The sequence below is a fragment of the Idiomarina aquatica genome (assembly GCF_004362895.1).
In the GTDB taxonomy this organism is placed as follows: domain Bacteria; phylum Pseudomonadota; class Gammaproteobacteria; order Enterobacterales; family Alteromonadaceae; genus Idiomarina.
The window spans coordinates 1-25,710 of record NZ_SNXI01000024.1 but is presented as its reverse complement, the minus strand read 5'-3'; the positions used below and the strand labels follow the sequence as shown (position 1 = coordinate 25,710).

Below are 25,710 nucleotides of genomic sequence, written 5' to 3'. Positions count from 1 at the left end.
GTTATCTACCCTAGACCAGTCATTATTTTTTGCAACATAATTTGGATCTTCGCATGCAAAAAACCGAACGATTATTCTTTACGTTGCGCTGCCCTCATTTGATCTATGGGCTTTGATTAAAATTTCAATCGTATTGCGAAAATCTTTTTGCCGGCAGTGACAACGCCTGTTGCACCTGTTCGCTCAATTGCCCGGCATCAGTTTCGAACCACTGCACGCCCTGCCAGTTACGTAACCAGGTTAGTTGGCGTTTAGCTAGCTGCCGAGTTGCAATAATGCCACGTTCACGCATCGTCTGGTAATCATAGTCGCCGGCGATATACGCCCACATTTGGCGGTAGCCAACACACCGAATAGAAGGTAAGTCCGGATGTAAATCGCCCCGTTCATATAAAGCACGCACTTCCTCTTCAAAAGGTTGTGCCAGCATTTGGTCAAAACGTTGCTCGATGCGCTGATGTAAAACGTCGCGTTGCTTTGGTGCTATTGCAAATTGATAAACCGGGTAACTGAGTTGACCACGACGTGACTGTGTCAGTTCCGTTAATGTTTTGCCGCTGATCCTAAAAACCTCTAACGCACGCAATGTGCGTTGTGGATCATTTTCGTGAATACGGGCAGCACTAACGGGATCTATGTTGCTCAATTGTGCATGCAGCGCGGCCAAGCCGTGTTGTTGTAGCTCGTCCGTCAATTGCTGGCGAACCTGCTGGTCCGACTCAGGCAGCACTGACATCCCCTCCAGCAAGGCTTTAAAATAAAGCATGGTGCCGCCCACTAGTAGCGGCACTTTGTCACGTGCCAATATATCTTCGATACATTGCCGGGCATCGTGCTGAAATTCAGCAGCTGAATAACTCTCGGCAGGGTCTCGAATGTCAATTAAGTGATGTGGTACCTGCGCTTGCTCTTGCTGACTTGGCTTGGCGGTACCAATATCCATACCTTTATAAATTAGTGCGGAATCCACAGACACAATCTCGCAGGGTAGCTGTTGAGCTAGCTCTAACGCCAGCGCTGTTTTTCCTGCGGCAGTGGGGCCATAAAGGCAAATGACGAAGGGCGGTTTATTCATTAGCGGGTGATTCACTTTCAGTTTGCGGCGGCTTTACATTATAGCGCATTGCGTTATCTTCCTGCAGTTGCTGTTGCCACTGCTGCAACCAGTGCTCTGCCTGCACTAAGGAGTAATCACTATTGAGTGCTTTAGTAGCAAGCCAACCAGCCACTTCGGTCCAGCTATCGTGCTGAAGTACCTGTCGAATAAGACCCATCGCGTGATGGGCAACATTACCCTGACGCAACATCGACGGCATGGTATCTATTACTAATCGCGACCCGTTAACCCTAAAGTTCATCCCACATTGGTTCAAGCGCGGACTTTGTTGCATTAACTCAGCCGGACTTATAGCAAACTGTTTTAAGTCGCAGCTGACTTCAACTAACAGTGGTTGCCCCGCTAAGCCATGCTGTAGTTGACTTTCTAATTGCTTACCCATGATCGAACGCTGTACCGCGCACAAGTCAAGCCAGGCTACGCTTTCCTCTCTACGCATCAACAGCCATTTTTGTTGCACCACAGTCAAGGCGCGCCAGCTGATATTTTTACCAGGCAGACTTTGTGTATTAACTGCATTAGGCAGAATACTCGCACCGGCCCGATAGCCCGTCATCGACTCATTCAACTGAGGTGTCGACTGACTGTAACTATGGCTCTTATGTCCCTGAGTTTGGCTCGGTGTCGCCGGCTCATCAACCGTCGGTGCTTCAGCAAGCTGTGGTGTGCTAGTCTCTTGCTCCGCTAGTGCATGCTGCTGTCGCAATGCATCGGTCACTGCTTGTAAAATAAAGTCATGCACCTGGCGTTGTTGGTGAAAACGCACCTCGTGTTTGGCCGGATGAACATTAACGTCAACCTGTTGTGACGGCAGCCAAAAATACAGCACATAAGTCGGCACTCGCTCTGGCAGTAAATAGCGCTCATAGGCTTGCCGGATAGCATGGTTTAATAATTTGTCACGCATCATGCGACCATTAACAAAGCAATACTGAATGTCAGCCTGGTGACGACACGCTTGTGCTGGAGCGATCCAACCAGTCACGCTATAGGGCGCTGCTTCACGTTCGATGTAAAGAGCCTGCTCAGCAAATTGTTCACCACATACTTTAGCCACCCGACGCCTTTGCTGCGCTTCGCTCAGGTCACGTAAACGCGGGTAATGGCGAACCCTTTTACCTTGATGATTAAGGGTCACGGCAACATCAAAACGACTCAAGGCGATACGTTTTACCGTCTCGTCAATATGGGCAAATTCAGTCTTCTCGGTACGCAGGAATTTACGCCGCGCCGGCGTATTAAAAAATATATCCTGAATATCGATGCTGGTGCCATCGGGGTGAGCTGCGGGCTCAATTCTGACGCCCATATCGCGCCCTTCCGTCCAAGCTTGCCAGGCTTCGCTTTGTGACGCTGGTTTAGACGTTAATCGTAACCGCGAAACTGAACTTATACTGGCAAGCGCCTCACCTCTGAATCCTAAACTTTGTATTGCTTCCAGATCATCCAGGGTTGCGATTTTGCTGGTTGCATGACGCGTCAGCGCTAGCGCCAGTTCATCTTTTGCGATACCACAACCGTTGTCACGGATACGAATGCGTTTGATACCGCCGTTCTCGATGTCAATACTTAGTTCATCAGCACCCGCATCAAGTGCATTTTCTACCAACTCTTTAACCACTGACGCAGGGCGTTCAACCACTTCTCCGGCAGCAATCTGGTTTGCTAATTCTATGGGTAATTGGCGAATAGGCATTAGCGCGGTATCGTCAGTTTTTGACCAATGCGTAACATCGAACTGGTTAAGTTATTTTCGCGCTTGATGGCATTTACTGTGGTGCCATAACGTTCAGCCAGCACAGATAAAGAGTCACCAGACTTAACAACGTACTCAATACTCTCCTGATTAGCCAACAGCGTATTATCCAACGGATTATTAATAAAATACTGCCGCACGCCATTATAAATCGCTCGTGCTAGTTTTTGCTGATGCCCGTTGCTGTTTAAAAGCCTTTCCTCGTCAGGGTTTGAGATAAAACCTGTCTCGACTAAAATTGACGGTTTGTCGGGAGATTTCAGTACCGCAAAACTGGCTGCTTGCGGTTCAGTCTTGTGCATTTTGGTAATGCGAGACATCTCGCTGATGATATGCCGCGACGCTGAATATGCGCCAGCGATAGAGCTATCCATCGACATATCTAGCAGGGTTTGTGCTAAAAAGGGCTCATGCCCGGTGTCTCGAATAATACTCTCGGCACCACCGAGTAACGCAGACTTACGCTCAGTTCCCTCCAGCCAACGACCCACTTCTGAGTCGGCACGGCGCTTTGACAAAACCCATACCGAGCCGCCGCGGGGTTGTGGCGTTCGAAACGCATCGGCATGAATAGAAACAAAAAAATCAGCTTTCGCTTGCCATGCCTTTTGTGGCCGCTCATTCAAATCGACATAATAGTCGCCGGAGCGTATTAAATAAGCCTGCATTCCGGGGTCATCATTAATCATGCTGGCCAGTGCTCGGGCTATTTTAAGCACTACATTTTTCTCGTATGTACCACGAGGCCCAATCGACCCGGGGTCATCACCGCCGTGACCGGCATCAATCGCTATGGTGACTTTGCGGTCTTTTAGTTCAGCTATCGATTTAGCCGGCCCGCTGCGTTCCACTGACTTACCTGGTAAGTCGACAACTAAGCGATCCGGATAGGACTCATTTGCCGGAAGCGTGAATATTTGTGGGTCACTTTTTTCTGCAAGCTCGATGACAATACGGGTATCACCCGCTTTTTTGGGGGAGCTGGTGCGCACTAGATTAACCAATAAAGACGCGTCCCCCAGTTCGCTGAGATTCGCATTAAGAGCGGTATTGTTAAAGTCTATAACCAGCCGTAACGGATCACTCCCATACAACGTAAAGTAGCTATAGTCGGCTTGCTGACCTAAGTCGAAAACAATTCGGGTTTTATCGGGAGACGGCCATGCCCGCACGCTTTCAATACTATTTTGCGCAGCCGCTACCGTCGACGTCAGCCATAGCAAACCGCCGGTGAGTATCGCTAGCCACCTACTTGACCCCGATGTATTCATAATGATTTTATTAGCGCCTGTGCTGTTGTTGTTTTTGCTTTTAATTCGATCATTCTACCCTCATCCTGATAGCTTAATGTTATATCAAGATCGGCCGCGGGCAACCAACCCTCGCCTCGTTCAGGCCACTCTATTAAGTTCAGGGTATCCGCGGCAAAGTAATCTCTGATTCCCATATATTCAAGTTCTTCCGGGTCGGCAAGTCGATACAAATCAAAGTGATGAATGCGCCAGCCCTTCAATTGGTATGGTTCAACTAAGGTATAAGTGGGGCTTTTGACCGCTCCCTGATGACCGAGGGCCGTGATAATGCCACGGCAAAATGCTGTTTTGCCGGCACCGAGTTCGCCGTGTAAATAAATCACCAACGGCGTGGATAGTTTAGCAGCCAGGCGTGTCGCCATCGCCAGGGTTGCTGATTCGTTCTCTAAAAACTCGCTGCGCACGCTCAACGCTGTTTGATTTTCTGTCATTTTTACTGCTCATTCACTCAATAGGTAAACCATTTACCAGGCGTCGTATCGGCACCAATAAATCCGAAGCTAAGGTGCCTCGCTCGCCGCTTTTTGCACAATGTTCGCCTGCTACGGCATGCCAGAAAGATGCCGCGATCAATGCTTGCGCCGGCGCTAGCTGTTGCCCCAGCAAGCCACCGATTAACCCTGCCAGACAATCCCCCATGCCCCCACTAGCAAGTGCTGGACTGCCTCGACCGATGACAAAATTACCACGATCAGAGGCAATCAGGCTACCCGCACCTTTCAGCAGCGCCTGGCCACCAAAGCGCTGGCGCAATAATTTGACCGCAGCAAAACGATCCTGTTCCACTTCATTGCCAGAACACTGTAATAGCCGAGCTGCCTCACCGGGGTGCGGCGTTATAATAAACCGATCTGACTTATCAGGCTGTTTTGCCATTAAATTAAGTCCATCAGCGTCAATCACAGTAATGCGTGCCGTTTTTTTCATCACCTGGTTGAACAATTGCAATGACCAGTCGGTTTGCCCCAACCCCGGCCCCAGCACAATAATCGATGCTTGCTCCAGTAACGGCTCAAGTTCTTCAGCGTGCTGTATTCCATGCACCATGGCCTCGGGTTGCGCGACAGCAATAATCGGTGCCGATTGTGGGTGACAGGCAACGGATACCTTACCCGCACCACTGCGAAGCGCAGCCTGCATAGCTAACGTTGCTGCACCCGACATACCAGCATTACCACCGATAACCAATACATGACCAAAGTCGCCTTTATGGGCATCTCTTCGCCTTGCTCCTAGCCATGGATAGTAAACATCCTTATCAAGTAGCTGCCATGATGACGCATTCGCCTGGCTAAAGGCGTCCGCAACGCCTAAATCAGCTAATATGATATCACCACAAAGTGCGGGACCTTTTGCGCTATATAAACCGCGTTTCCTGGCCACCATGGTTACGGTATTAGTCGCCATTATTGTGGCCCCCAGCTGCTTGCCTGTATCGGCGTCTAAGCCGGACGGCACATCCACCGCAAGCACCGGCAACTGGCTTTGGTTAACGCATTGAACCCAACGCTCCAACTTCCCTTCCAACGGTCTGTTTAAGCCAATACCAAAAACAGCATCGACGATCAGATCGAATCTATCTGCAGTAAAGTCATCAAATTCCTGCTCAGTTCCACCTAGTTCACGCCATGCCTGGCGCGCATGCTCAGCATCATTATCGTCGCTATGTTGCAGCGACTTACCCGGGTTCAGGGCGTATACGGTCACTCGGTAACCCTGTTGCGATGCCAGCCGCGCTATTACATAACCATCCCCGCCGTTGTTTCCCTCGCCACAGAATACTGCAACGCTGGCACCACTCGGTACCATTTGCTGGAGCTGTTCAAACACAGCTCGTCCTGCCGCGGCCATCAGCGCCCTCATGCTCAGGCCTGATTTTTCGGCGGCTTGTTGTTCGCCGCTACGAACCTGTTCTGCACGATACAAACTTTGTGATAAGCTTTTTTTATTCGATTCTTCAGTAGATTCTGACATCATCGCCTCAACTCGGGTTTTTATCATGCCGGACACACCATTAAGCGAGCCACAATTACAACAGCTAGCCAGCGATATTAAGCGCTGGGGGCATGAACTTGGCTTTCAAAAAGTTGGCATCGCCGACCTTGATCTCAGCCGTCATGAAGCTAGCTTACAAGAGTGGTTAGATAAAGGCTATCACGGCGAAATGGGTTTTATGGAACGTCATGGCATGTTGCGTGCGCGCCCCGCTGAACTGCACCCAGGCTCTGTCCGCGCAATATCAGTGCGAATGAACTACTTACCGGTTGAAGCCGGTTTTGCAAAAACGCTAAATGATTCCAATAAAGCATTTATTTCACGTTATGCGCTCGGCCGTGACTATCATAAGTTACTGCGGAAGCGGCTTAAACAGCTCGGCGATAAAATAAAAGCCCAGTTTGACGACACTGACTTTCGCCCGTTCGTGGATTCGGCCCCGATAATGGAGCGACCTTTAGCAGAAAAGGCCGGCTTAGGCTGGACCGGTAAACACACGTTGATACTGGACCGGGACAGTGGCTCCTGGTTTTTCCTTGGCGAACTACTGATAAACCTGCCATTGCCCGTCGATCAGCCGGTCGAAGAGGGCTGTGGCAGTTGTACCGCCTGTATGACGATTTGTCCAACTCAGGCCATTGTTGGCCCTTACGAACTTGATGCACGGCGCTGTATTTCCTATTTAACTATCGAACTGCGAGGCTCTATACCGGAAGAATTGCGCCCACTGATGGGTAACCGCATTTACGGCTGCGACGACTGTCAGCTTATCTGTCCGTGGAACCGTTACGCGCAGTTAACCGACGAGGCGGATTTTAATCCCCGCCAGTACCTGCATAGCCCTCAATTACTTGCGTTATGGCAGTGGGATGAGGAAACCTTTAAAACCCGTTTAGAAGGGTCACCCATTCGCCGTATCGGTTTTGAATGTTGGTTGCGCAACCTTGCCGTCGCGCTGGGTAATGCAGATGCAGATGCGGACATCATTGCAGCACTCGAGTGGCGCAGTGGTGAGGTTTCTGACATGGTGCAGGAGCATATAGATTGGGCATTAGAACGGCATCGTTCCGGAGCCGCCAAAGTCACCCAACAACTTAAACGCCTGGTGCGCGTGGTCGAAAAAGGCCTGCCCCGGGATGCCTAGCATTGCTGCATTGAGTTACTCGGGTTTAAACACCCCGATGACCTGATCGAATTCGCGTTCACTGCCGCCACCCTGTGATTTAGGCTCACTAAACCGATGCTTACAAGCAACGCATTCTACCTGCTCGATATCATTTTCAAAAAACAACATCAGCGTATCCATGTCGCCACACTTAGGGCAGGTTGCCCCGGCTATAAAACGCTTTTTCTGTTTGGCCACAATCACTCCTGTGCCTGACAACGGCTAAAATGGTAGACTTTAACTATTGTAACTTAACGGCAGGCAGCGATAAACAGACCATGATCACAGCCGAAAAACTTGCCCTACTACGCGGCGGACAAACATTATTTGATGACAGTAGCTTCCAGGTTTTCCCTCAACACCGGGTCGGACTGGTGGGTAAGAACGGCTGTGGTAAGTCGTCACTGTTCTCGTTATGCCGCAACGAATTACAAGCAGACGAAGGGCAGCTCAACATTCCCGCCAAATGGCGCATTGCCAGCGTTGCGCAGGATACGCCGGCATTAGAGCAAAGCGCGTTAAACTATGTCATTGACGGCGATAAGCCCTACCGCCAACTGCAGTCGGAGCTTGACCAGGCTGAATCAGCAAACGACGGCCATCGCATAGCAGAAATCCACGACCAGCTTGCCGCTATTGGTTCATTTGATATTGAAGCGCGCGCCAGCGCTATGCTGGCCGGACTCGGGTTTGAGCAGTCACAACTGGGGAATCCGGTAAAATCATTTTCCGGCGGTTGGCGTATGCGCCTGAACCTTGCCCAGGCGCTGATGGCTCGTGCCGATTTATTGTTGCTCGATGAGCCAACAAACCACCTGGATGTTGATGCGATTTTTTGGCTGGAGGATTACCTGAGGCAGTTTGACGGCACCCTGATTTTAATTTCTCACGATCGTGATTTTCTGGATTCGGTTTGTACCGATATTTTGCATATCGAACACCAACGGATCACGCAGTATCGCGGCAATTACAGTCAGTTTGAAGCGCAGCGCGCCGAGCAAATTGCGCAACAACAGAGCCAATACGAAAAAGCCCAGGTTATGCGTGAACACCTGCAAAAGTACGTCGACCGTTTTCGCTATAAGGCAAGTAAAGCGAAGCAGGCACAAAGCCGGTTAAAGGCCATTGAAAAATTACCGACTCAGGCTCCGCTGCGCGCCCAGGCTGATATTCGGTTTAGTTTTTTAACCCCACCGCAACTGCCTAATCCGCTAATGACGTTGCGTGACACGCGCGCGGGGTACGGCGATACCACCATACTCCGGCACATTAAGCTGAACCTGGTGCCCGGAACGCGGTTAGGGCTGTTGGGCCGCAATGGCGCGGGTAAATCAACCTTAATTAAATTATTGGCAGGTGAGTTGCCACCGTTAGATGGCGAACGCACGGTATCCCCCGGATTGCGCATCGGTTATTTTGCTCAGCATCAATTGGAAACTCTCGATTTACAGGCTTCTGCCCTGCTACACCTGCAACGACTGGATCCACAAGCCAGCGAACAGACATTAAGGGATTTTCTGGGCAGTTTCGGATTTTCGGGCGATCAGGCAACACGTTCGGTTGAACCAATGTCTGGTGGCGAGAAAGCCCGCCTGGCACTAGCAATTATTATTTATCAAAAGCCGAATCTACTGCTACTGGATGAGCCGACCAACCATTTAGACCTGAGCTTACGCGACACGCTGGTTGACGCGCTGCAGGAGTACGAGGGCGCACTCATTGTCGTCGCGCACGATAGACACTTGCTACGTACCACGGTTGATGAGTTTTGTTTAGTTGCCAATGGCGAGGTTAATCCGTTTGACGGTGATTTGGATGATTACCACCGTTGGTTGCAAGATCAGGCTGCCGCGCAGCGCAGTGAAGCCAAGCAAACTGATAACAGCGATGATAAAAAACGCGACCGCAAAGAGCAGAAACGCCTTGAAGCTGCATTCCGTCAGCAAGTTGCACCGCTCAAAAAGCGTATTCAACAACGCGAAACCGAAATCAGTAAGCTCGAACAACAGCTGTCCGACCTGCACGATCAACTCAGTGACAGTTCACTGTACGACGATAGCAACAAAGACAAACTACAGCAGCTACTGGCAACTCAAACTGAATTAAAACAGTCGCTTGAACTAGCTGAGAGCGATTGGATGGAAGCCGAAGAGGAACTCAGCCAGCACCAGCAAGAATTTGAGCAGGCGAATAACGCATGAATATCGCTAACTTCATTCCACCATTGGGATTAAGCAACCCTCATTTGCAAACGCTCTGGCCCCGTGCGGTTTTGCCTAAGCGGTCCTGGTCAGGTGATTGGCAAATGTTCGAGTTAGCAGACGGAGACTTCGTCGACTTGTGCTGGCGAAAGCGTCCCGAAAAGGGGTCGAAACGGCCTCTACTGGTGATTTTCCACGGGCTGGAGGGTTCTGTTGACTCTCCCTATGTATGGCAGACCATGGAGCAGGCACATGCTTTAGGTTGGACTACCGTGGTAATGCATTTTCGCGGTTGCGGAATCAATGGTATTAATCGACTACCGCGCGCTTATCATTCCGGCGACACCACGGATGCAACCGAATTTTTAACCTGGCTACAGCAGACCTACCCGGACGCGCCGTTATATCTGGCTGGCTTTAGTCTTGGTGGTAACATACTCGCACAATTATTAACAACCGCAGCAGGCAAAGCCGCCAAGGCCGCTGCTATCGCCTGTGCGCCGCTTGATCTGCACTCATGTTCTGAGCGAATCGACCAAGGCTTCTCGCGGCTTTACAGACGTTACCTGCTGACACCGTTAAAGCAAAAGTTTGAGCAAAAACGTGAGCAAGGCATCCTCGACGAGCAACATCCTCTGGCCACGTTGGATGTTAAGCCCATGCGTAGCTTTTTTGAGTTTGACGATAAAGTGACCGCGCCATTACACGGTTTTACTGGTGTAGACGATTACTATCAGCGCGCCAGCGGTAAACAATTTTTAGCCGATATTAGCGTACCAACACTTATTATTCATGCTGAGGACGATCCCTTTATGGGAGCTGCTGTGGTGCCTCAGAAAACCCAACTATCTAGCGCCATTCGCTATGAATTGAGTCCGCACGGCGGCCACATGGGCTTTATCCAACGCCGCAGTAAACAATGGCATAGCTGGTTACCGGGGCGGCTGTTAAAGCACCTGGCAAGCTATCAAAGCAACGTACAGTGTTACGATGACCACAAAGGAGCGTGTTGATGAGAATTCCCTGGCAAGAGCTCGATGCAGAAACGCTGAACAATTTGTTAGAGTCAGTTGTGCTGCGCGAAGGCACCGACTATGGCGAGCAAGAACTCAGCTTTAATGCAAAAGTTGAACAGCTGCGCGAAAGACTTAAACGTGGCGACGCCGTTATCGTTTATTCCGAGCTACATGAAAGCGTTGATATTGTCGCACCAGACCAGGTAAGTGCTAGCGAAAGCGCGGCGGACGAGCAATAAAGACTTGCTCCCAGTTAACGCGGGGATCGCCTAACACCATAAAGTTAGGGTTTAGCAAGCTCACGGTTTTATTGTAAGTGATGGGTTCGAAGTTTTCGTTTACTAACGAACCGCCCGCTTCACTGACAATAACTTCAGCGGCGGCAGTGTCCCACTCCCCGGTCGGCCCTAAGCGCAAGAAGCAGTCGGCTTTACCCTCGGCGATAAAGCACGCTTTAAGTGAGCAGCTACCGGCTGGCAGTGGTTGTAATTCGCGCTGTGTTTGAATTCGTTTTAACACCGGACCACGGGCCTGACGGCGACTGATGGCAATAACAATGGGGTCATTTTGCGGGTCACTCATGGCCCTGACGCGAATTGGTTCGCTGCCGCTAGCCGTTGTTTTGGATGCGCCCTCGCCCTTTCGGGCTGCATACAGACTATTACCGGCCGGCCAGAAAATCACCCCCAGAGTCGGCTGATTGTGTTCAACTAAAGCAATGTTGACAGCAAAATCACCGGATCGTGATATAAACTCCTGCGTGCCATCGATAGGATCAATTAGAAAATAACGCTGCCATTGACGGCGTTGTTGAAAGTTTTCGTGTTCGCTCTCTTCCGACAGTACCGGGATGTCAGGAAACTCCTGACGTAGCCGTTCAATAATGAGTTCACTGGCGGCAATGTCGGCGCTGGTTACCGGCGACTCGTCCGGCTTTTCATAAGTTGAGTAGTCGCGGCGTTCATAAAGCCGCATGATTTGCTCTCCCGCTTCGCGGGCAATACTGGCAACAATATCCAGCATGGTTTTAACGTCCTTTGTTTCGCAACATCAACAGCAGCGCCGTTAAGCTTCGGGCTTCGCTAAAGTCCGGTTGCTCCAGCAACGCATCAACGTCGTCAAGCTTCCAGGTCACTTTTTCTAATGGCTCTGGCTCATCGCCGGGTAGCTCTTCCGGGTACAACTGCTCGGCTACAAACAAAGTCATTTTCGCCTGAAAAAACTGCGGCGCCATGGTCACTTCGGTTAACCGGGTTAGGGTGTGGCAACCATAACCAATTTCTTCTTTTAGCTCCCGTTGTGCTGCCTCTTCAGGGGTTTCACCAGGATCAATTAAGCCTTTTGGAAAGCCCAGCTGATACTCATGTAGACCCGCTGCGTACTCACGCACCAAAATCATGGTATCGGCATCGATAAACGGCACCACCATCACCGCTCCACGTCCACTTCCCTGCATGCGCTCGAACTGACGTTGCTCACCATTGCTAAAGCGTAAATCAACCGCTTCGATCTTTAACAAACGACTTTGTGCAACAACTTTTCGCGCCAATACTTTGGGAATTTGTCGAGAAGCCATAACCCTTTACTACCTTTAAGAAAGTCTGCCTCTACTATAACGCGTCAGCGCTCAGAAACCAGCACCAATTGGAGGAGGGTTAGACAAAAGTCGAGCCATGAATGACGTTGCCAGCCAGCAATGCTAATCTATAGGCAACTAGTTTTTACAGAGTCTGGAGAATCGTAGTGGTTAAAAACGCGGGTAAAAAACCATCGACTGAAACCAATTTTGACGCCGTGGTTATTGGCACCGGGCCCGGTGGCGAGGGCGCCGCGATGCAGCTGGCAAAAAGTGGCAAAAAAGTTGCGGTGGTAGAGCGCCATCAGTCCATCGGCGGTGGTTGCACACACTGGGGTACGATTCCCTCCAAAGCATTACGTCATGCGGTTAGCCGCTTAATTGAGTACAACAATAACCCGCTGTTTACCGGCACTGGCTGGCAAAGTGGCATGACTTTTTCGCAGATCCTGCATTATGCCTCGGGCGTCATACGTAAACAGGTGAAATTGCGCAGTTCTTTCTACCAGCGTAATAATGTCACCGTTATCCATGGCGCAGCCTCGTTTGTTGATGCCAACCGCATCAAGGTAACTAAAAACGATGGTTCGTTTGACTATCTCAATGTTAAACAGGTTGTTATCGCCACTGGATCACGTCCCTACCGCCCCAAAGACATCGACTTTGGACATGCACGTATCTACGATTCAGACACCGTGTTGTCGTTAGACAAAGACCCGCGCAATATTCTAATTTATGGTGCCGGTGTTATCGGCAGTGAATATGCCAGCATTTTCCGTGGCATGGGCGTTAAAGTCGACTTAATTAACCAACGCGACCGCTTACTGTCTTTTCTCGACGCAGAAATTTCGGACGCACTCAGTTATCACTTGCGGAACAACGGCGTGGTTATTCGTCATAACGAGGAATACGAGAGTATTACCGGTCACGATGACGGTGTTACCTTAAAAACTAAGTCAGGCAAAGTCATGAAGGCCGACTGCCTGCTATTTGCTAACGGACGCTCGGGTAATATTGAAGCCTTAAACGTGGACGCGGTAGGTCTTAAGCCAAATTACCGTGGGCAACTGGAAGTTGACGAAAATTACCAAACACAAGTCGACAATATCTATGCCGTTGGCGACATTATTGGCTATCCCAGTTTAGCCAGTGCGGCCTACGATCAAGGCCGGATTTGTGCCACCGCCATGCTCAACGGTAGTGCCGATGAATCGCTTATTAGCGATATCCCAACGGGTATTTATACCATCCCGGAAATCAGCTCAGTAGGTAAAACCGAAGAAGAGTTAACGGCCGCTAAAGTACCTTATGAAGTTGGCCGGGCTCAATTTAAACACCTGGCTCGTGCGCAGATTTCCGGCAATAACGTGGGTTGCCTAAAACTACTATTCCACCGCGAAACGCGCGAATTACTGGGACTTCATTGCTTTGGTGAGCGGGCTTCAGAGATTGTCCACATTGGTCAGGCGATCATGGAACAAAAAGGCGAAGGCAATACGATTGATTACTTCGTCAATACAACCTTTAATTATCCGACCATGGCCGAAGCCTACCGTGTGGCAGCGCTGAACGGCATAAACCGGCTTTAACGAAGCGGTAGTTCGACGGTAACGCGCAAACCAGCGTTAGCCATGTTTTGCATATTAATACGGCCATCATGACGATCAACGATACGTTTAATGATGGCCAGGCCAAGACCTGAACCAACGCCGCCACGCGCTTTATCGCCTTGGGTAAAAGGCTGAAACAGCTGTTGTTGCTGCTCTTCAGGAATACCCGGCCCATCATCAGTAACCGAAAACCAAACCCGGCGCTGCTTTTTATTGTAGCCCGAGGCAAGCCAGACATTTTGCTTGCCATAGCGCTCGGCGTTTTCAAGTAAGTTGATAAGCACTCGTTTAATCGACAGAGGTCGTAAACTTAACCGTGGGCAGTCACCCAGAGCTAAATGAAACTTTTTCTGCCAGGAGTCCGGTACATTGGCTACCGTTTGCTCCAGTAACTCGTTCAACGATTCCTTGCTGGCGTTTTCCTGCTGATCCAGACGTACGTAATCAATAAACTGGTCGATGATATCGTTCATATCATCAATATCTTCGGCAATGCCCTGTGCCAAATAATCTTCGGACTCAGGCATCATTTCGGCAGCAAGCCGAATACGCGTCAACGGCGTTCTTAAATCATGAGAAACGCCGGCCATTAATAAGTTACGATCGTTTTCGAGCTCGTGAATACCACGCGACATCTGGTTAAAAGCCCGCGTTACCGCGACAATTTCACTGGCGCCTTTTTCGGGTAGTTGGGGCGGAAATTCTCCGCGACCAACCAGACGAGCCGACTCTTCAAGCGCTTTAAGCGGCCGGTTAAGCCAATTGGCAAATAGGATACCGCCGAATACACTCAACAAACCAATGACCAATAAATAAACCACCAATGGTGAGAACTGCCCGGAGCTAAGACTATTTAACGGCACTCGAATCCAATAGTCCGGCGCCTGTGGCGGTTTAACCCAGACAAAAAATTGTTCGCCCTGAGCAATCCGAACCTGCGCCTCACCATCCAGTTCTTGCGACATGATTTCAGATAAGTAACCGTAGTAGGTGGTAAGCTGAAGGCCTTCTTCCAACGCTTTTTCATTGTCAAAAACACGAATTCCGGTCGCGTCATAAAAGGCAATGGCCAGCGATTGATCGTTTTGACGTTCAGCCAAACTGCTTTCACGGATAAACATGGTTTTTATCTGCTTTGCCACCAGTTGTGTAATTTGTTCAACTGACGGTTTAACCACATAGTTACTTACCATCAGGTACGAAACGACCTGATTAAGTAACAGCACCAGTGCTAATAATCCCACGGTGCGGGCAAATGCAGATTTAGGAAATAGGGTCATCTAATTTTTTAATTTACCATCAGGTACAAATACATAACCTAATCCCCATACCGTCTGAATGTAGCGCGGCTTAGCCGGATCAACCTCTAACATACGACGTAAGCGTGATACCTGCACGTCAATTGAACGCTCTAGTGCACTGTAGTCGCGCCCTCGCGCCAGGTTCATGAGTTTATCGCGCGACAACGGTTCGCGGGCATGTGTTACCAACGCTTTAAGCACGGCAAATTCACCACTGGTCAGCGGCATCGGCTCATCACCATCAAACATCTCGCGTGTGCCAAGGTTAAGACGATAAGTGCCAAAGGTCACCTCTTCATCCTCGTGACTCGGCGCACCCGGCGCCTCCGTGCCGCGACGCCGTAATACAGCCCGGATGCGCGCCAGTAATTCACGCGGATTAAAGGGTTTTGCCAAATAGTCATCAGCGCCCAGCTCCAGGCCAATAATGCGGTCAACTTCGTCGCCTTTAGCGGTCAGCATAATCACCGGGATATTATTGTTGTTTTGACGCAATCGCTTACAAATAGACAGGCCGTCTTCACCCGGCAACATCAAATCCAGTACCATCAAGTGAAAGTTCTCTCGCGTCAGCAGGCGATCCATTTGTTCAGCATCCTGGGCTACGCGTACCTGAAAACTTTGTTCCTGCAGGTAGCGTTCAAGCAGGCTACGCAGGCGGGCGTCATCGTCTACTACCAAAACCTTTAGGGTTTCTTGTGTCATGGTGTTATCTCGGTCGTGGTATTTTTAATTAATAACATACACCGCTGGTGTGCAATTAAGAAGCCCTTGAGTGTTAACAAATGTTTCTTGTTAAGGCTTATAAATCAGTCCAGTAGCGTGTCATTTTTACGTACAGAAAGGAGGCTGTCCAGGTAATTAGCACGAGTCCGGTCAGGCTCTCAATACCGGTCAGAAAACGCAGTTCTCCGTGCGGGAAAATGTCACCGAAGCCAACCGTAGTATAGACCGTATAAGAAAAATACAAACTATCCAGATAGCTTCCGTCGAACGCACCATGAAGGGAGCCAAAATATGGGGAATGATGCATCCAATAATAAGCAAGTGCGAAGATCGCCACCTCGATACTATGAGCAACCAGACTTAACAGCACAGCCAGACCAATCCGGAACTGCGCCAGCACTTTAAACTTTTGAAAAAATATACCAATTTGTCGCAGCGCTTCATAATGAAACGCCACGACAATCAGCACCACCAGGGTGTTGGCTAAAAACGAGGTAATCACGTACGTTTACTGTCTGCTAAGTAGTCATATAGGCCGTAATACAATAGCGGAACAACCAGCACGGTCAATAACGTTGAAGCAAGCAGCCCGAAGATCAGCGAAATCGCCAGCCCGTTAAAGATCGGATCAGCAAGAATAAAGTAAGCACCGATCATCGCTGATACTGCTGTTAGTGCTATCGGTTTTAACCTTACCGCCCCCGCCAGCACAACAGCATCTTCCAACGAATAGCCCTCGTCGATCAATTGGCGAATAAACACCACTAGCAAGATGGAGTTGCGCACGATGATCCCCGCCAGGGCAATCATGCCGATCATTGAAGTCGCTGTGAACTCTTTACCAATCAGCCAGTGACCGGGTAAGATACCAACCAACGTCAGTGGTATTGGCGACATGATAATCAGCGGCATCAGGTAAGACCGGAACTGCGCTACCAGCAGCACGAAAATCATGAATATACCTACGCTGTAAGCAATACCCATATCGCGGAAGGTTTCGTAGGTGATTTGCCATTCACCATCCCATTTTATCGCCACCGGGCCATTAGCCGAGGGCTGGTTAATATAAAATTGCTCAGGTGGGTTATCCAATTCATCAATCAAAGATACCAACTCAAACATGCCGTAAATGGGCGAGTCGGTTTCGCCTGCCATGTTCGCTTCAACATAGGTTACCGGATTGAGGTCTTTGTGATAGCGACTGCGTGGCCACTGATCTGTTTGAATCGAGGCGAAGGTCGACAGTGGGATCATGGCGCCGGTTTGTGCCCGTACCTGCAACGACAAAATACGCTGTTGCTGAGCTTTATCGCCATCATCTAATTGCACCAATATCGGCACCGCATACTTAGCCGTATCCTTATGCAAATAGCCGGCAGGTTGCGCATTGATGAGTAGACTCAGTGCCTGAGTAACCTGTGACTGCGAGATACCCAATTGCGCTGCACGCTGCCTGTCAACGGTTAAGAACCACCGCCCAACGTTGTCGGTTATTGTGGAGTCCTCATCGACCAGCCCGTTAACCTCAGCCATCTTGGCTAAAATGGTTTCAGCCAATTCGATTTGCTGTCGACCGTTGCCGCCATGAATTTCAGCAACGATGGGGGCTAATACCGGCGGTCCCGGCGGCACTTCTACCACCTTAATTGATGCATCAAAAGGCTCCGCAATAGCGACTAAGTCGGCGCGAATAGCGCGGGCAATTTCATGAGAGGAACGCTCGCGTTGCTCTTTTGACTTGAGGTTAACCTGGATATCACCTTGGTTTGGCATACTGCGTAAATAGTACTGCCGTACCAGCCCATTAAAATTAATTGGCGATGCAGTACCTGCGTAGGCCTGCCAGTTTTCAACCTCATCCACAGAGGTCAAATAGTTACCTAACGCCACTTGTAGGCGCTGAGTTTCTTCCATTGCCGTGTCATCAGGCATATCCACCACAATTTGCAGTTCGGACTTATTGTCAAACGGGAGCATTTTAAGGATTACCCCTTTATAAACGGGTAATAGCATTACCAAAATAAGTAACGCAAACACTCCCGCTCCAAACAGCGCCCGGCGGCCGCGATGATTGTCACCCAGTAGCGGGCGCAATAGCTTTTCGAATACCGCTTTTAGTTTTTCGGATGTTCCTGCCGCAGAGTCACTATCGTCGCTGCTATCTTTGCCGCGCTCACGGTTCAATAAACGCAGCGCCAGCCATGGCGCGACGATAAAGGCCATTAGCTGCGAAAATACCATACCTGCCGACGCATTAATGGGAATGGGACTCATATAAGGGCCCATCAAGCCACTGACAAATGCCATAGGGATCAAGGCCGCCATGATAGTTAAAGTCGCCATAATGGTCGGTGACCCCACTTCATCGACAGCCTTGGGAATTGTTTCCAACAAGGGCTTAGTCGAATTACGTACCCGTCGATGTATATTTTCGGTAATGACAATACCGTCATCGACTAAAATCCCAATGGAGAAAATTAATGCAAACAGCGACACACGGTTTAGCGTAAAACCCCATGCCCAGCTGAACACCAGGGTAAATAGCAAGGTCACCAGAACCGCAGCACCAACAATCAAAGCCTGACGCCAGCCCATGGTTAACAACACTAGTATAATGACCGAAATTGTTGCCGAAATAAGATCCGAAACAAGTTGTTCAAACTTGTCCGTGGCCGTCTTACCATAATCACGGGTGACCGATATCTCGATATCTGCTGGTAACAGTTCGTTTTCCAGCTCAGCAAGTCGTTGCCGCACGGCTTGCGTAATATCAATAGCGTTTTGGCCGGGCTTTTTAGCAATAGCGATAGTCACTGCAGGGTGAATAGCATTGTCATTATCCAGCCCGCCCATTAGCACCGTTTGGTTGGGGGCACTACCGCTATCTTGCGCTGATGCGACATCGCCCAAATATATTGGTCGACCGCCAGAAGTTCCTATCACCAGCGATTCCACTTGCTCTACTGACTGCAAAAAATCACCTGCCTGAAACGGAACCGCCAGACCATTACGTGTTATACGCGCTTCCGGAGCTGCATTATTTGCCGCATCGATGGCCTGCTTAATATCAACGACAGTTAAGCCATACCCGCTGAGCTTGCTACTATCAATTCTGACATTGACGTGTTGACGAGCCGCACCGTGTGTTTTTATATCGCGGGTACCGGGAATTTGTTTTAAGGCGATTTCTAAACGATGCGCTAACGCCGTTAACTGCTCCGCACTCTTAACATTATCTCGGTCATAAAGAGTGAGCGTCATGATCGGCACATCATCGATGCTACGCGGTTTTACCAGCGGCTGAGAAACGCCTAAACCTTGCGGAAACCAATCCGCATTCGATTGAATTTTATTGTAGAGTCGAACCAGAGCTTCCTGACGGGGAACGCCGACATTGAACTGCACAGTCAATACGGCCTGCCCGGCACGTGAGACCGAATAAACATGCTCAATTTCTGACATCTCACTGAGAATTTGTTCGCCAGGAATAGCGATAAGCTGCTCTACTTCTTTTGCCGAAGCACCAGGAAAACCAACCAGAACGTCGGCCATGGTTACGTCGATTTGCGGTTCCTCTTCTTTCGGCGTGACCAGAACAGCAACAATACCCAGCACAATACCTAATAGACAGATTAGTGGGGTCAGTTCAGAGCGCTGGAAAACGGCCGCGATAATACCTGACGGCCCGAGTTTATGAACGCCATTACTCATCGAGCATAGCCTCCGCTGACGCTAGTATGTTCTCGCCTGTGACCAGCCCGGCTAAAATTTCGACCTGATCGTCATGCGCTTGCCCAACCTTTACCTGTCGTAATTGAGGTTTGCCGTCTGTCACGACATAGACCGCCCGTAGCTCGCCACGAACTAACACCGCAGCGGATGGAACCAGCAATGCATCACGCTCCCCCACTGACACATTGACTTTTACTAACGTGCCGGGAAACAAGCCGCCTTCCGGATCAGTTAAATTCAGACGTAATCTGAAAGTATGTGACTGGGCGTCAGCATAGGGATAAAAAATCATTGAACCAATGCTAAGTTCACGGCCGTCATCGGTGACAATCTCGGCATCGCGTTGGTTTCTGACGTATTGTGCGTATTGCTGTGGTAATTCAGTCACTACGCGTAAATGTTCAAGCGATAAACCAGACATCAACGGCTGGCCCGGTTGCACCGATTCGCCGAGCTCGACAAAGCGTTCGGTAACAATACCTGCGTACGGCGCCCGGACCTGGGTATAGCTCAGTTGTTTTTGGGCTTCTTCCAACGCTGCCTTAGTCTCTGCCAGCCTTGCTTTTGCTGTTTCTAATTGCGTCTGTGCATCATCACGCTCAGACTCAGAGGCAACATTTTGTTGATAAAGCTCCTGAATACGGCGGTAGCGGCGTTCCGCATCATCTAAAGTCGACTGCGCGCTCTCCATATTGGCCGTAGCTCGATTTAGCCTAGCGCGCTGCTCGGTATCATCCAGACGGATAATCAGTTGATCAGCAGCGACAGGATCATCAACATCAACAGGCAACTCGATAATGGTGCCTGAAGTCTGCGCCGAAACGGTACTCTGATTAATTGCCTCGACTCGACCTTCCAAACTAACTGTGTCAGTTATGGTCTGTTTTTGTACCGTTATCTGTTGTTGCGCATAAGCCGTTTTTGAGCCTACGACGCTTAGCATCATTGCGGCGATGAATCCCGCTAACATCGAAGTCTTAGATTTCACCCGATAGCCCTTCTGCTTAGATTCTGCATCAGCAAAACATTATACTTTAAATTAAATTGATAATATCACTGCTTTAACCAGTGTTCCAGCGGTTCCGGGTGACCCAGCAGAAAACCCTGATATCGGGTGCACCCCATTTCCCTGAGGCGCTCTAATTGCGACGGCTCTTCAACGCCCTCTGCTAATACCTGCAGTCCCAAACTCTTAGCCAGCGCCACAATCGTTGCGATGATGGCCTCATCGTTCCGGTCAGATAATAAATCACGTACAAAAGACTGGTCGATTTTTAGCTGTTTTAGCGGTAAACGTTTTAAATAGCTGAGCGCGGAGTAGCCCGTGCCAAAATCGTCCAATGACAGGGACAGTCCCAGATGGGTTAATTCGTCCATTACTGCAGCGACCCTGTCAGCGTCGCTAATTAGCATCGACTCAGTTAACTCCAGCTCGAGATATTTTGCTGCGGGATTTTGCTCCACTAAACGCTCAAACTGCTGATAAAAGCCGGCGTCGTTAAACTGGCTGGCACTAATATTTATGGCTATTGAGCAACCTGAATAATTGGGATGCGAATGTAAACGTTCAATCGCAGCAACCGCCTTCGCCAATACCACCTGATGTAGCTGCGGCATTAAGCCTGAGGTTTCTGCTACCGGAATAAATTCGCCCGGCGATACCGGCCCCAACTGTGGATCATACCAACGCAGCAAGGCCTCGAAGCCCACGCATGTTAACGCGTCATCTTGCTCGTTACGGGTAAACTGCGGCTGCAAGTACACCGTCAGACGATCGTGTGCCACAGCAGCTCTCAACCCTGACTCGATTTGCTGGCGACGGTTAAAGTCCTGTTGCAGCTGGCTGCTATAAAACTGTACCGACCCCGGACCCACCAACTTAGCCTGAGTCATGGCTAAATCAACGGCTTTTAATAAGTGTTCAGCGGTTTCGGCCTCGTCAAAAAAGCTGACGGCGAAACACAAGGTTATCAGTTGCTGCTTATCCGCCAGGGTATAGCGAGTGGACAGCTCTTGCTGAAGTTGTTGCAACCTCGTCTGAACCAAAGCCTGCGCGCTGACGGAGTCATTCGGCAAGTCATCAAATAGAATATAAAATTCGTCAGATGCGAGGCGTCCACCAAGCTCGCTAGACCCAACTAACGCTTCGATACGACTGGCGATCTGACGCAACAACTCATCGCCCTGTTCATGGCCCAGTGCGTCATTAATCGTTTTAAATTTATCGACATCAATCAATAGTAACGCACTGTTACGCTCTGAGTTTTTATAGTGGTGCATTACTTTTTCCAGCAACATACGACGATTCGCTAAGCCTGTTAACATGTCATAAAAAGCCAGTTGCTCGATCTGTTGTTTTAGTTCTTCGTATTCAGACACATCCGTTGAAATACCGCACAGACCGACAATTTTACCGTCACTGTTTTTTAACGGGACCTTGACTGACCAATAGGCGCGGGTCTTATTTTCGCCGGGAATCTGGTTAAGTTCGTGGCGAGCAAGGCGCCGACCGGTTTGCAGCACCTCTTTGTCGTTGTCTGTGATTTGTTGCGCGGTTTTTAAGTCAAACAGATCATAGTCTGTAACGCCTACTACGTCCTCAGCATCCCGCTTAAACATATCCGCGACCCGGTCATTAACGTACTGGTAGGTTAAGTCGATACCTTTTATAAAAATGTAGGCATCAACACTACCGAGAATCGTCTCCAGCTTTTTCTCGCTGTCCTGAAGCTCGCGCGTGCGCCGATTAACGGCCCGTTTTAACAACCTGACAAAAATCAGACTGATGATCAGGACAGCGCACAACGCGATAACCAGCCACCATAGCCACGTCGGCAATCGCGATTCGCTAGACTGCGCGCTCCAACGCTCAATAATGGCATAGTAAACAGAAGCCGGATCGGCTTTTAGTGCAGTTAAGGACTCGTCAATAGCCGTCAGCAAACTCTGGTTGGCATCCTTGCCGATAGCATAATAGAGTTCATTGGGCAAAAACATTATGGGGGTGATAGCAGCCTCAGCTTCGGCGACTTTCTGGTTGCCAAAAAACTGATTGGTTGCCACCGCGTCAACATAGTTGCGTTGCAGTGCATCAAAACCATCGTCAAAACTGGCTACGGGCAAAAAATCCACGTTAAGATTAAAGCGTTGCGCCAGGTTGCGCAGGTAATCCTGTTGCACTGAGTCGCTCAACACGGCAACTCGCTTACCATTTAAGTCCAATAGGCTGGCTATTTGCTGCTGGCGGTCAGCGTAGATTTGCGACCAGCTAAGTAATGCGGGTTCCTGGTGAAACCGAAAACGCTGGCTACGTAAATCGGTTTTCGCAACATCGGGCAACAAATCAATCTCGCCCTCGTCCAGCCATTGCAGGCACTGCTGCCATTGGCAAGCCTTAAGCACCAGCCGCCAGTTATGCTGTTGAGCAATTTCAAGCAGCAAATCGCCATGAATCCCGGTTAATTCGCCATCATCGAGCAGTAATTTAGGCGGGTTATTGTAAAACCCCCACCGTAATCACCTGTTGCTGAGCCACCACCGGTATCGCGCAAAACAGAAAAAAGGCAAAGGCAATAAGCGAAAGCCGTTGATTTAGCACGTTTTTGTGATCCCTGTTGTTTAATTAATATCCGCAAAGATCACTATAGCGGGTCGAGGGGCTGAATGCTAAATTTCTGTGCCGGCGCAGTATGGGAAGTGTCGACCTAATTTGAGTTTAAGCAATTAAGGTTTCGATTAAGCCGTTTTTTTGTAGTGCAAACGATACAGAATAGCCAACATCAGGCAGATAATTGCGGGAATCAGCAGGGCCTGAAACTGTAATTGAGTAAACATATAGGCGCCAGAAGTTCCGCCACTGATAAAGCCGGCAATAATAAGCCCAAACAATATCGCTTTTCTTTTATCAAAGACTTCACCACGCATTATTGCGCCAAACATGATGCCTAAGTCAGTAAATATACCGGTCAGGTGCGTGGTTCGTACAATGGCGCCACTGTACGTCGTTGCCAGCGCATTCTGCATCCCACAAGCTAACGACGCGGTGTAATGCCCATAAATAGACCCTTCGGACAACAAGTAAAAAGATGCTAATATTAACAGTGACTCTATCGCCAGCGCCGTATCGTAATGCCGGCCCAGCTTTAATCGTGTGCCGTGAAGCAAAAAACCAGAAAGGCCTGCACCAACAAAAAACGAGAACAGCACTCCCGCTAAATGCAAAATATCCCCGAATGAGTTGGTCAACATGCTGGTACCAAACAAAGTTGCAGTGCCTGAAACATGAGACACCGCCTGATGTTCAAAACCGAGCAAACCAATGGCGTTGATGCACCCGGCAACAAATGCCAGTACAAACGCACCATACTCAATCCATTTAGGTAGCTTAGATATCAATGTTTTTTATTTTCTCACGAAGAGTTTTAGGGGCTTTCATGCTTGCTAACTAAAACCGTAAGCTTGGTGTCACCAACCTCAACAGATGCTTCCTTGTCATAAAACACGGTTAACGACGGGTTCATAGTGGCGCTGCCAACATTCATTGCAGTTTGGACTTTAACCGTATCTCCGGATTTTGAAGACACAGTGAGCTCATAACGAAAGTCATCACCTATCGTCATATACGCCTTTTTATCGGCTTCAACGATCATCACGGGTGATTTAACAAGTTCGCCGTTTCGGTAAATCGAGCTAGAAAACTGAAACGTTTCTGCAGCCAGTGATGGCAACGATGCAAGTATGCCCAGTGCAGCAACGCTTGCTTTAAAATTGATGTTCATATTCGGCTCCTTTTTATTGTTTTAAATCCATTATGTGAGCTAACACGCCACCACTTTATTTCTCCCATTACGCTTCCCCTCATACAATCTATTATCCGCGCGGGTAATGAGTGTGTCGAGGTCATCTTCTGTCGAGGCAACCGCAACGCCTATGGTGACGCTCAGTTTCAGGTCTTTAAATTCATCGCCCAAACGGAGTGTTTCTACGTTTTGTTTTAATCGTTCGGCTACGGCCGTGGCATCATCAGGGCTAGTGTGTGGTAAGCCAACGACAAACTCTTCTCCACCAAAACGGCCAATAATGTCGGTTGGCCGAAGTGAGTGCTGACAAAATTCTACTATTTTAGTCAATATCACGTCACCTTGAGTATGACCCCAGGTATCGTTAATTTTTTTGAAGTGATCGACATCGATCATGAACAAACAAAATGGCGTGTCATCTAGACGAGCGCGCTGCAGCAATGCTTCAGCTCGTTTCATAAAATGGCTGCGGCTGTCGACACCCGTTAGCGCATCATGTTCGGCGACCATACGTAGTTGCGCCTCTAATGATTTACGGTGCTTTATTTCCTGTAGTAATTCACGATTTTGGTCTCGTTCATCATTAAGCAAGGCATGTTGTTGACGCTGCAAACGCTCCAGGCGGCGGAGAGACGAGTAACCGACAATATTGGCCATCGCGATTAATAATCCAATGCGAACAGCGCCTTCTGCAGTCACTCCGGCATAGATCATTGCTGCGGCTAAAAAGGTAATACTGACAAACGCACTGGCCAGCGCCGCTACCGTCAATAAGTTAGGAATCAGTAAGTAGAACGCGACTATCGCGATGGCAATAGAAGTAACCTGAGTAGAAAGGCTCTCGGGGCGCAACGGCACAATAAGAATAATACCGATGGCAAAAATCCAGAGCGGAAGTGCGTGTAACCAGGCTTTTTCAGCATAACCCCCTGTTTTGCCAATAATAAAAGCTAACGTCAAACACGAGCTCACCACCACAATGCGCATCGTCAGCAATAGATAGTATTCATGAGTGAGTCCGAGCAGGTTATAGTCGGTAATGCCGAACATAGCGAAAATAACGGACGCCAGAATTAACGCCAACCGAGCATCCGAGCGAACGTTTGACTCTATAGAGCGCCGGTAACTTAATTCCTTTTGGCGGTCACTAAACTGACCCGTCAGCCAATGTATGTCGTTTTGTTTTTGTTGTTGTGACAAATGCTTTCCCTGTTAAAACTATGTTGATTATTAACCAACCGCCCTGATTTTGACCTTTTCTTCGTCACTTTGCAGTAATTTTTTTGTGCGAAGTACATACTCAGTTTCGTGACTGCTCCCCGCCCTAACGGGCGAGGCTTCCAAATTCTCAGGCAGCAACCGGCGCGTGGCCGGATTTACGCAAGCCTCCATTGGCAGGAACC

At 49.3% G+C, this 25,710-nt stretch carries 22 protein-coding genes and 1 pseudogene; 5 read left to right on the top strand and 18 right to left on the bottom strand.

Annotated elements, in window-relative coordinates; translation table 11 throughout:
• Window positions 1-124: 124 nt before the first annotated feature.
• From miaA to DEU29_RS12550, 5 genes are read right to left on the bottom strand one after another with little or no spacing between them, the layout of a single operon-like run.
• A complete protein-coding gene (miaA, locus tag DEU29_RS12570; protein WP_133540696.1) occupies window positions 125-1,075 on the bottom strand; it encodes a tRNA (adenosine(37)-N6)-dimethylallyltransferase MiaA in 951 nt (316 codons plus the stop codon).
• The gene (gene mutL / locus DEU29_RS12565; RefSeq protein ID WP_133540695.1) at window positions 1,068-2,813 is read right to left on the bottom strand and encodes a DNA mismatch repair endonuclease MutL; all 1,746 of its coding nucleotides are present in this window, start codon (window positions 2,811-2,813) and stop codon (window positions 1,068-1,070) included. Before mutL ends, miaA begins: the two co-directional genes overlap by 8 nt.
• On the bottom strand, window positions 2,813-4,144 hold the full coding sequence (locus tag DEU29_RS12560) for an N-acetylmuramoyl-L-alanine amidase (protein ID WP_133540694.1): 1,332 nt from the start codon (window positions 4,142-4,144) through the stop codon (window positions 2,813-2,815). The genes mutL and DEU29_RS12560 overlap by 1 nt, the downstream gene beginning before the upstream one ends.
• Complete coding sequence (gene tsaE, locus DEU29_RS12555) at window positions 4,141-4,617, bottom strand: tRNA (adenosine(37)-N6)-threonylcarbamoyltransferase complex ATPase subunit type 1 TsaE (protein ID WP_133540693.1); 477 nt, start codon at window positions 4,615-4,617, stop codon at window positions 4,141-4,143. The genes DEU29_RS12560 and tsaE overlap by 4 nt, the downstream gene beginning before the upstream one ends.
• 13 nt (window positions 4,618-4,630) lie before the next feature.
• Window positions 4,631-6,187 carry an NAD(P)H-hydrate dehydratase gene (locus DEU29_RS12550; RefSeq protein WP_243734602.1) on the bottom strand — a complete coding sequence of 519 codons (1,557 nt, stop codon included), beginning with the start codon at window positions 6,185-6,187 and terminating at the stop codon, window positions 4,631-4,633.
• Between DEU29_RS12550 and queG the strand changes: the two genes are divergently transcribed.
• Window positions 6,186-7,325 (top strand): tRNA epoxyqueuosine(34) reductase QueG, encoded by a 1,140-nt coding sequence (queG, locus tag DEU29_RS12545; RefSeq protein ID WP_133540692.1) that lies wholly within the window; start codon window positions 6,186-6,188, stop codon window positions 7,323-7,325. The genes DEU29_RS12550 and queG overlap by 2 nt on opposite strands.
• Window positions 7,326-7,340: 15 nt before the next feature.
• Here the strand turns inward: queG and DEU29_RS12540 are convergent, their stop codons facing one another.
• A complete protein-coding gene (locus tag DEU29_RS12540) occupies window positions 7,341-7,544 on the bottom strand; it encodes a YheV family putative zinc ribbon protein (RefSeq protein ID WP_133540691.1) in 204 nt (67 codons plus the stop codon).
• Between the two features lie 80 nt (window positions 7,545-7,624).
• Between DEU29_RS12540 and DEU29_RS12535 the strand changes: the two genes are divergently transcribed.
• Genes DEU29_RS12535 through DEU29_RS12525 form a run of 3 tightly spaced genes read left to right on the top strand, consistent with a single transcriptional unit; the run spans window position 7,625 to window position 10,802 of the window.
• Complete coding sequence (locus DEU29_RS12535) at window positions 7,625-9,547, top strand: ATP-binding cassette domain-containing protein (protein ID WP_133540702.1); 1,923 nt, start codon at window positions 7,625-7,627, stop codon at window positions 9,545-9,547.
• Window positions 9,544-10,560: a hydrolase gene (locus tag DEU29_RS12530; protein WP_133540690.1), complete on the top strand. Its 1,017-nt coding sequence runs from the start codon at window positions 9,544-9,546 to the stop codon at window positions 10,558-10,560. Before DEU29_RS12535 ends, DEU29_RS12530 begins: the two co-directional genes overlap by 4 nt.
• On the top strand, window positions 10,560-10,802 hold the full coding sequence (locus DEU29_RS12525) for a YheU family protein (protein WP_133540689.1): 243 nt from the start codon (window positions 10,560-10,562) through the stop codon (window positions 10,800-10,802). The genes DEU29_RS12530 and DEU29_RS12525 overlap by 1 nt, the downstream gene beginning before the upstream one ends.
• Here DEU29_RS12525 and cysQ read toward each other — a convergent pair.
• Together cysQ and nudE are read right to left on the bottom strand one after the other, a co-directional pair.
• Window positions 10,774-11,586, bottom strand: coding sequence for a 3'(2'),5'-bisphosphate nucleotidase CysQ (gene cysQ / locus DEU29_RS12520; RefSeq protein ID WP_133540688.1), 813 nt, complete (start codon window positions 11,584-11,586; stop codon window positions 10,774-10,776). The genes DEU29_RS12525 and cysQ overlap by 29 nt on opposite strands.
• A 4-nt stretch (window positions 11,587-11,590) precedes the next feature.
• Window positions 11,591-12,139, bottom strand: coding sequence for an ADP compounds hydrolase NudE (gene nudE / locus DEU29_RS12515; RefSeq protein ID WP_133540687.1), 549 nt, complete (start codon window positions 12,137-12,139; stop codon window positions 11,591-11,593).
• A 167-nt stretch (window positions 12,140-12,306) separates the two neighbouring features.
• On the opposite strand from nudE, the gene sthA reads away from it, so the two are divergent.
• The gene (sthA, locus tag DEU29_RS12510; protein ID WP_133540686.1) at window positions 12,307-13,728 is read left to right on the top strand and encodes a Si-specific NAD(P)(+) transhydrogenase; all 1,422 of its coding nucleotides are present in this window, start codon (window positions 12,307-12,309) and stop codon (window positions 13,726-13,728) included.
• Here sthA and envZ read toward each other — a convergent pair.
• The 10 genes and pseudogenes from envZ to DEU29_RS12465 form a co-directional block, all read right to left on the bottom strand.
• Window positions 13,725-15,029, bottom strand: coding sequence for a two-component system sensor histidine kinase EnvZ (envZ, locus tag DEU29_RS12505; protein WP_133540685.1), 1,305 nt, complete (start codon window positions 15,027-15,029; stop codon window positions 13,725-13,727). The genes sthA and envZ overlap by 4 nt on opposite strands.
• Window positions 15,030-15,755, bottom strand: coding sequence for an osmolarity response regulator transcription factor OmpR (ompR, locus tag DEU29_RS12500; RefSeq protein ID WP_133540684.1), 726 nt, complete (start codon window positions 15,753-15,755; stop codon window positions 15,030-15,032).
• A gap of 97 nt (window positions 15,756-15,852) precedes the next feature.
• Entirely contained in the window at window positions 15,853-16,278 is a 426-nt protein-coding gene (locus tag DEU29_RS12495; protein ID WP_133540683.1) for a potassium channel family protein, read from the bottom strand.
• Window positions 16,275-19,487, bottom strand: coding sequence for an efflux RND transporter permease subunit (locus DEU29_RS12490; RefSeq protein ID WP_133540682.1), 3,213 nt, complete (start codon window positions 19,485-19,487; stop codon window positions 16,275-16,277). Before DEU29_RS12490 ends, DEU29_RS12495 begins: the two co-directional genes overlap by 4 nt.
• Window positions 19,480-20,496: an efflux RND transporter periplasmic adaptor subunit gene (locus DEU29_RS12485; protein WP_133540681.1), complete on the bottom strand. Its 1,017-nt coding sequence runs from the start codon at window positions 20,494-20,496 to the stop codon at window positions 19,480-19,482. Before DEU29_RS12485 ends, DEU29_RS12490 begins: the two co-directional genes overlap by 8 nt.
• 65 nt (window positions 20,497-20,561) lie before the next feature.
• Window positions 20,562-22,505 carry a putative bifunctional diguanylate cyclase/phosphodiesterase gene (locus DEU29_RS14235; RefSeq protein WP_432206885.1) on the bottom strand — a complete coding sequence of 648 codons (1,944 nt, stop codon included), beginning with the start codon at window positions 22,503-22,505 and terminating at the stop codon, window positions 20,562-20,564.
• 291 nt (window positions 22,506-22,796) lie between these two features.
• Window positions 22,797-23,006: pseudogene (locus tag DEU29_RS14300) on the bottom strand (transporter substrate-binding domain-containing protein); the annotation flags it as partial.
• Between the two features lie 237 nt (window positions 23,007-23,243).
• Window positions 23,244-23,903 (bottom strand): YoaK family protein, encoded by a 660-nt coding sequence (locus tag DEU29_RS12475; protein WP_133540679.1) that lies wholly within the window; start codon window positions 23,901-23,903, stop codon window positions 23,244-23,246.
• A gap of 26 nt (window positions 23,904-23,929) precedes the next feature.
• On the bottom strand, window positions 23,930-24,286 hold the full coding sequence (locus tag DEU29_RS12470; RefSeq protein ID WP_133540678.1) for a hypothetical protein: 357 nt from the start codon (window positions 24,284-24,286) through the stop codon (window positions 23,930-23,932).
• A 39-nt stretch (window positions 24,287-24,325) separates the two neighbouring features.
• Entirely contained in the window at window positions 24,326-25,507 is a 1,182-nt protein-coding gene (locus DEU29_RS12465; protein WP_133540677.1) for a GGDEF domain-containing protein, read from the bottom strand.
• Between the last annotated feature and the right edge of the window lie 203 nt (window positions 25,508-25,710).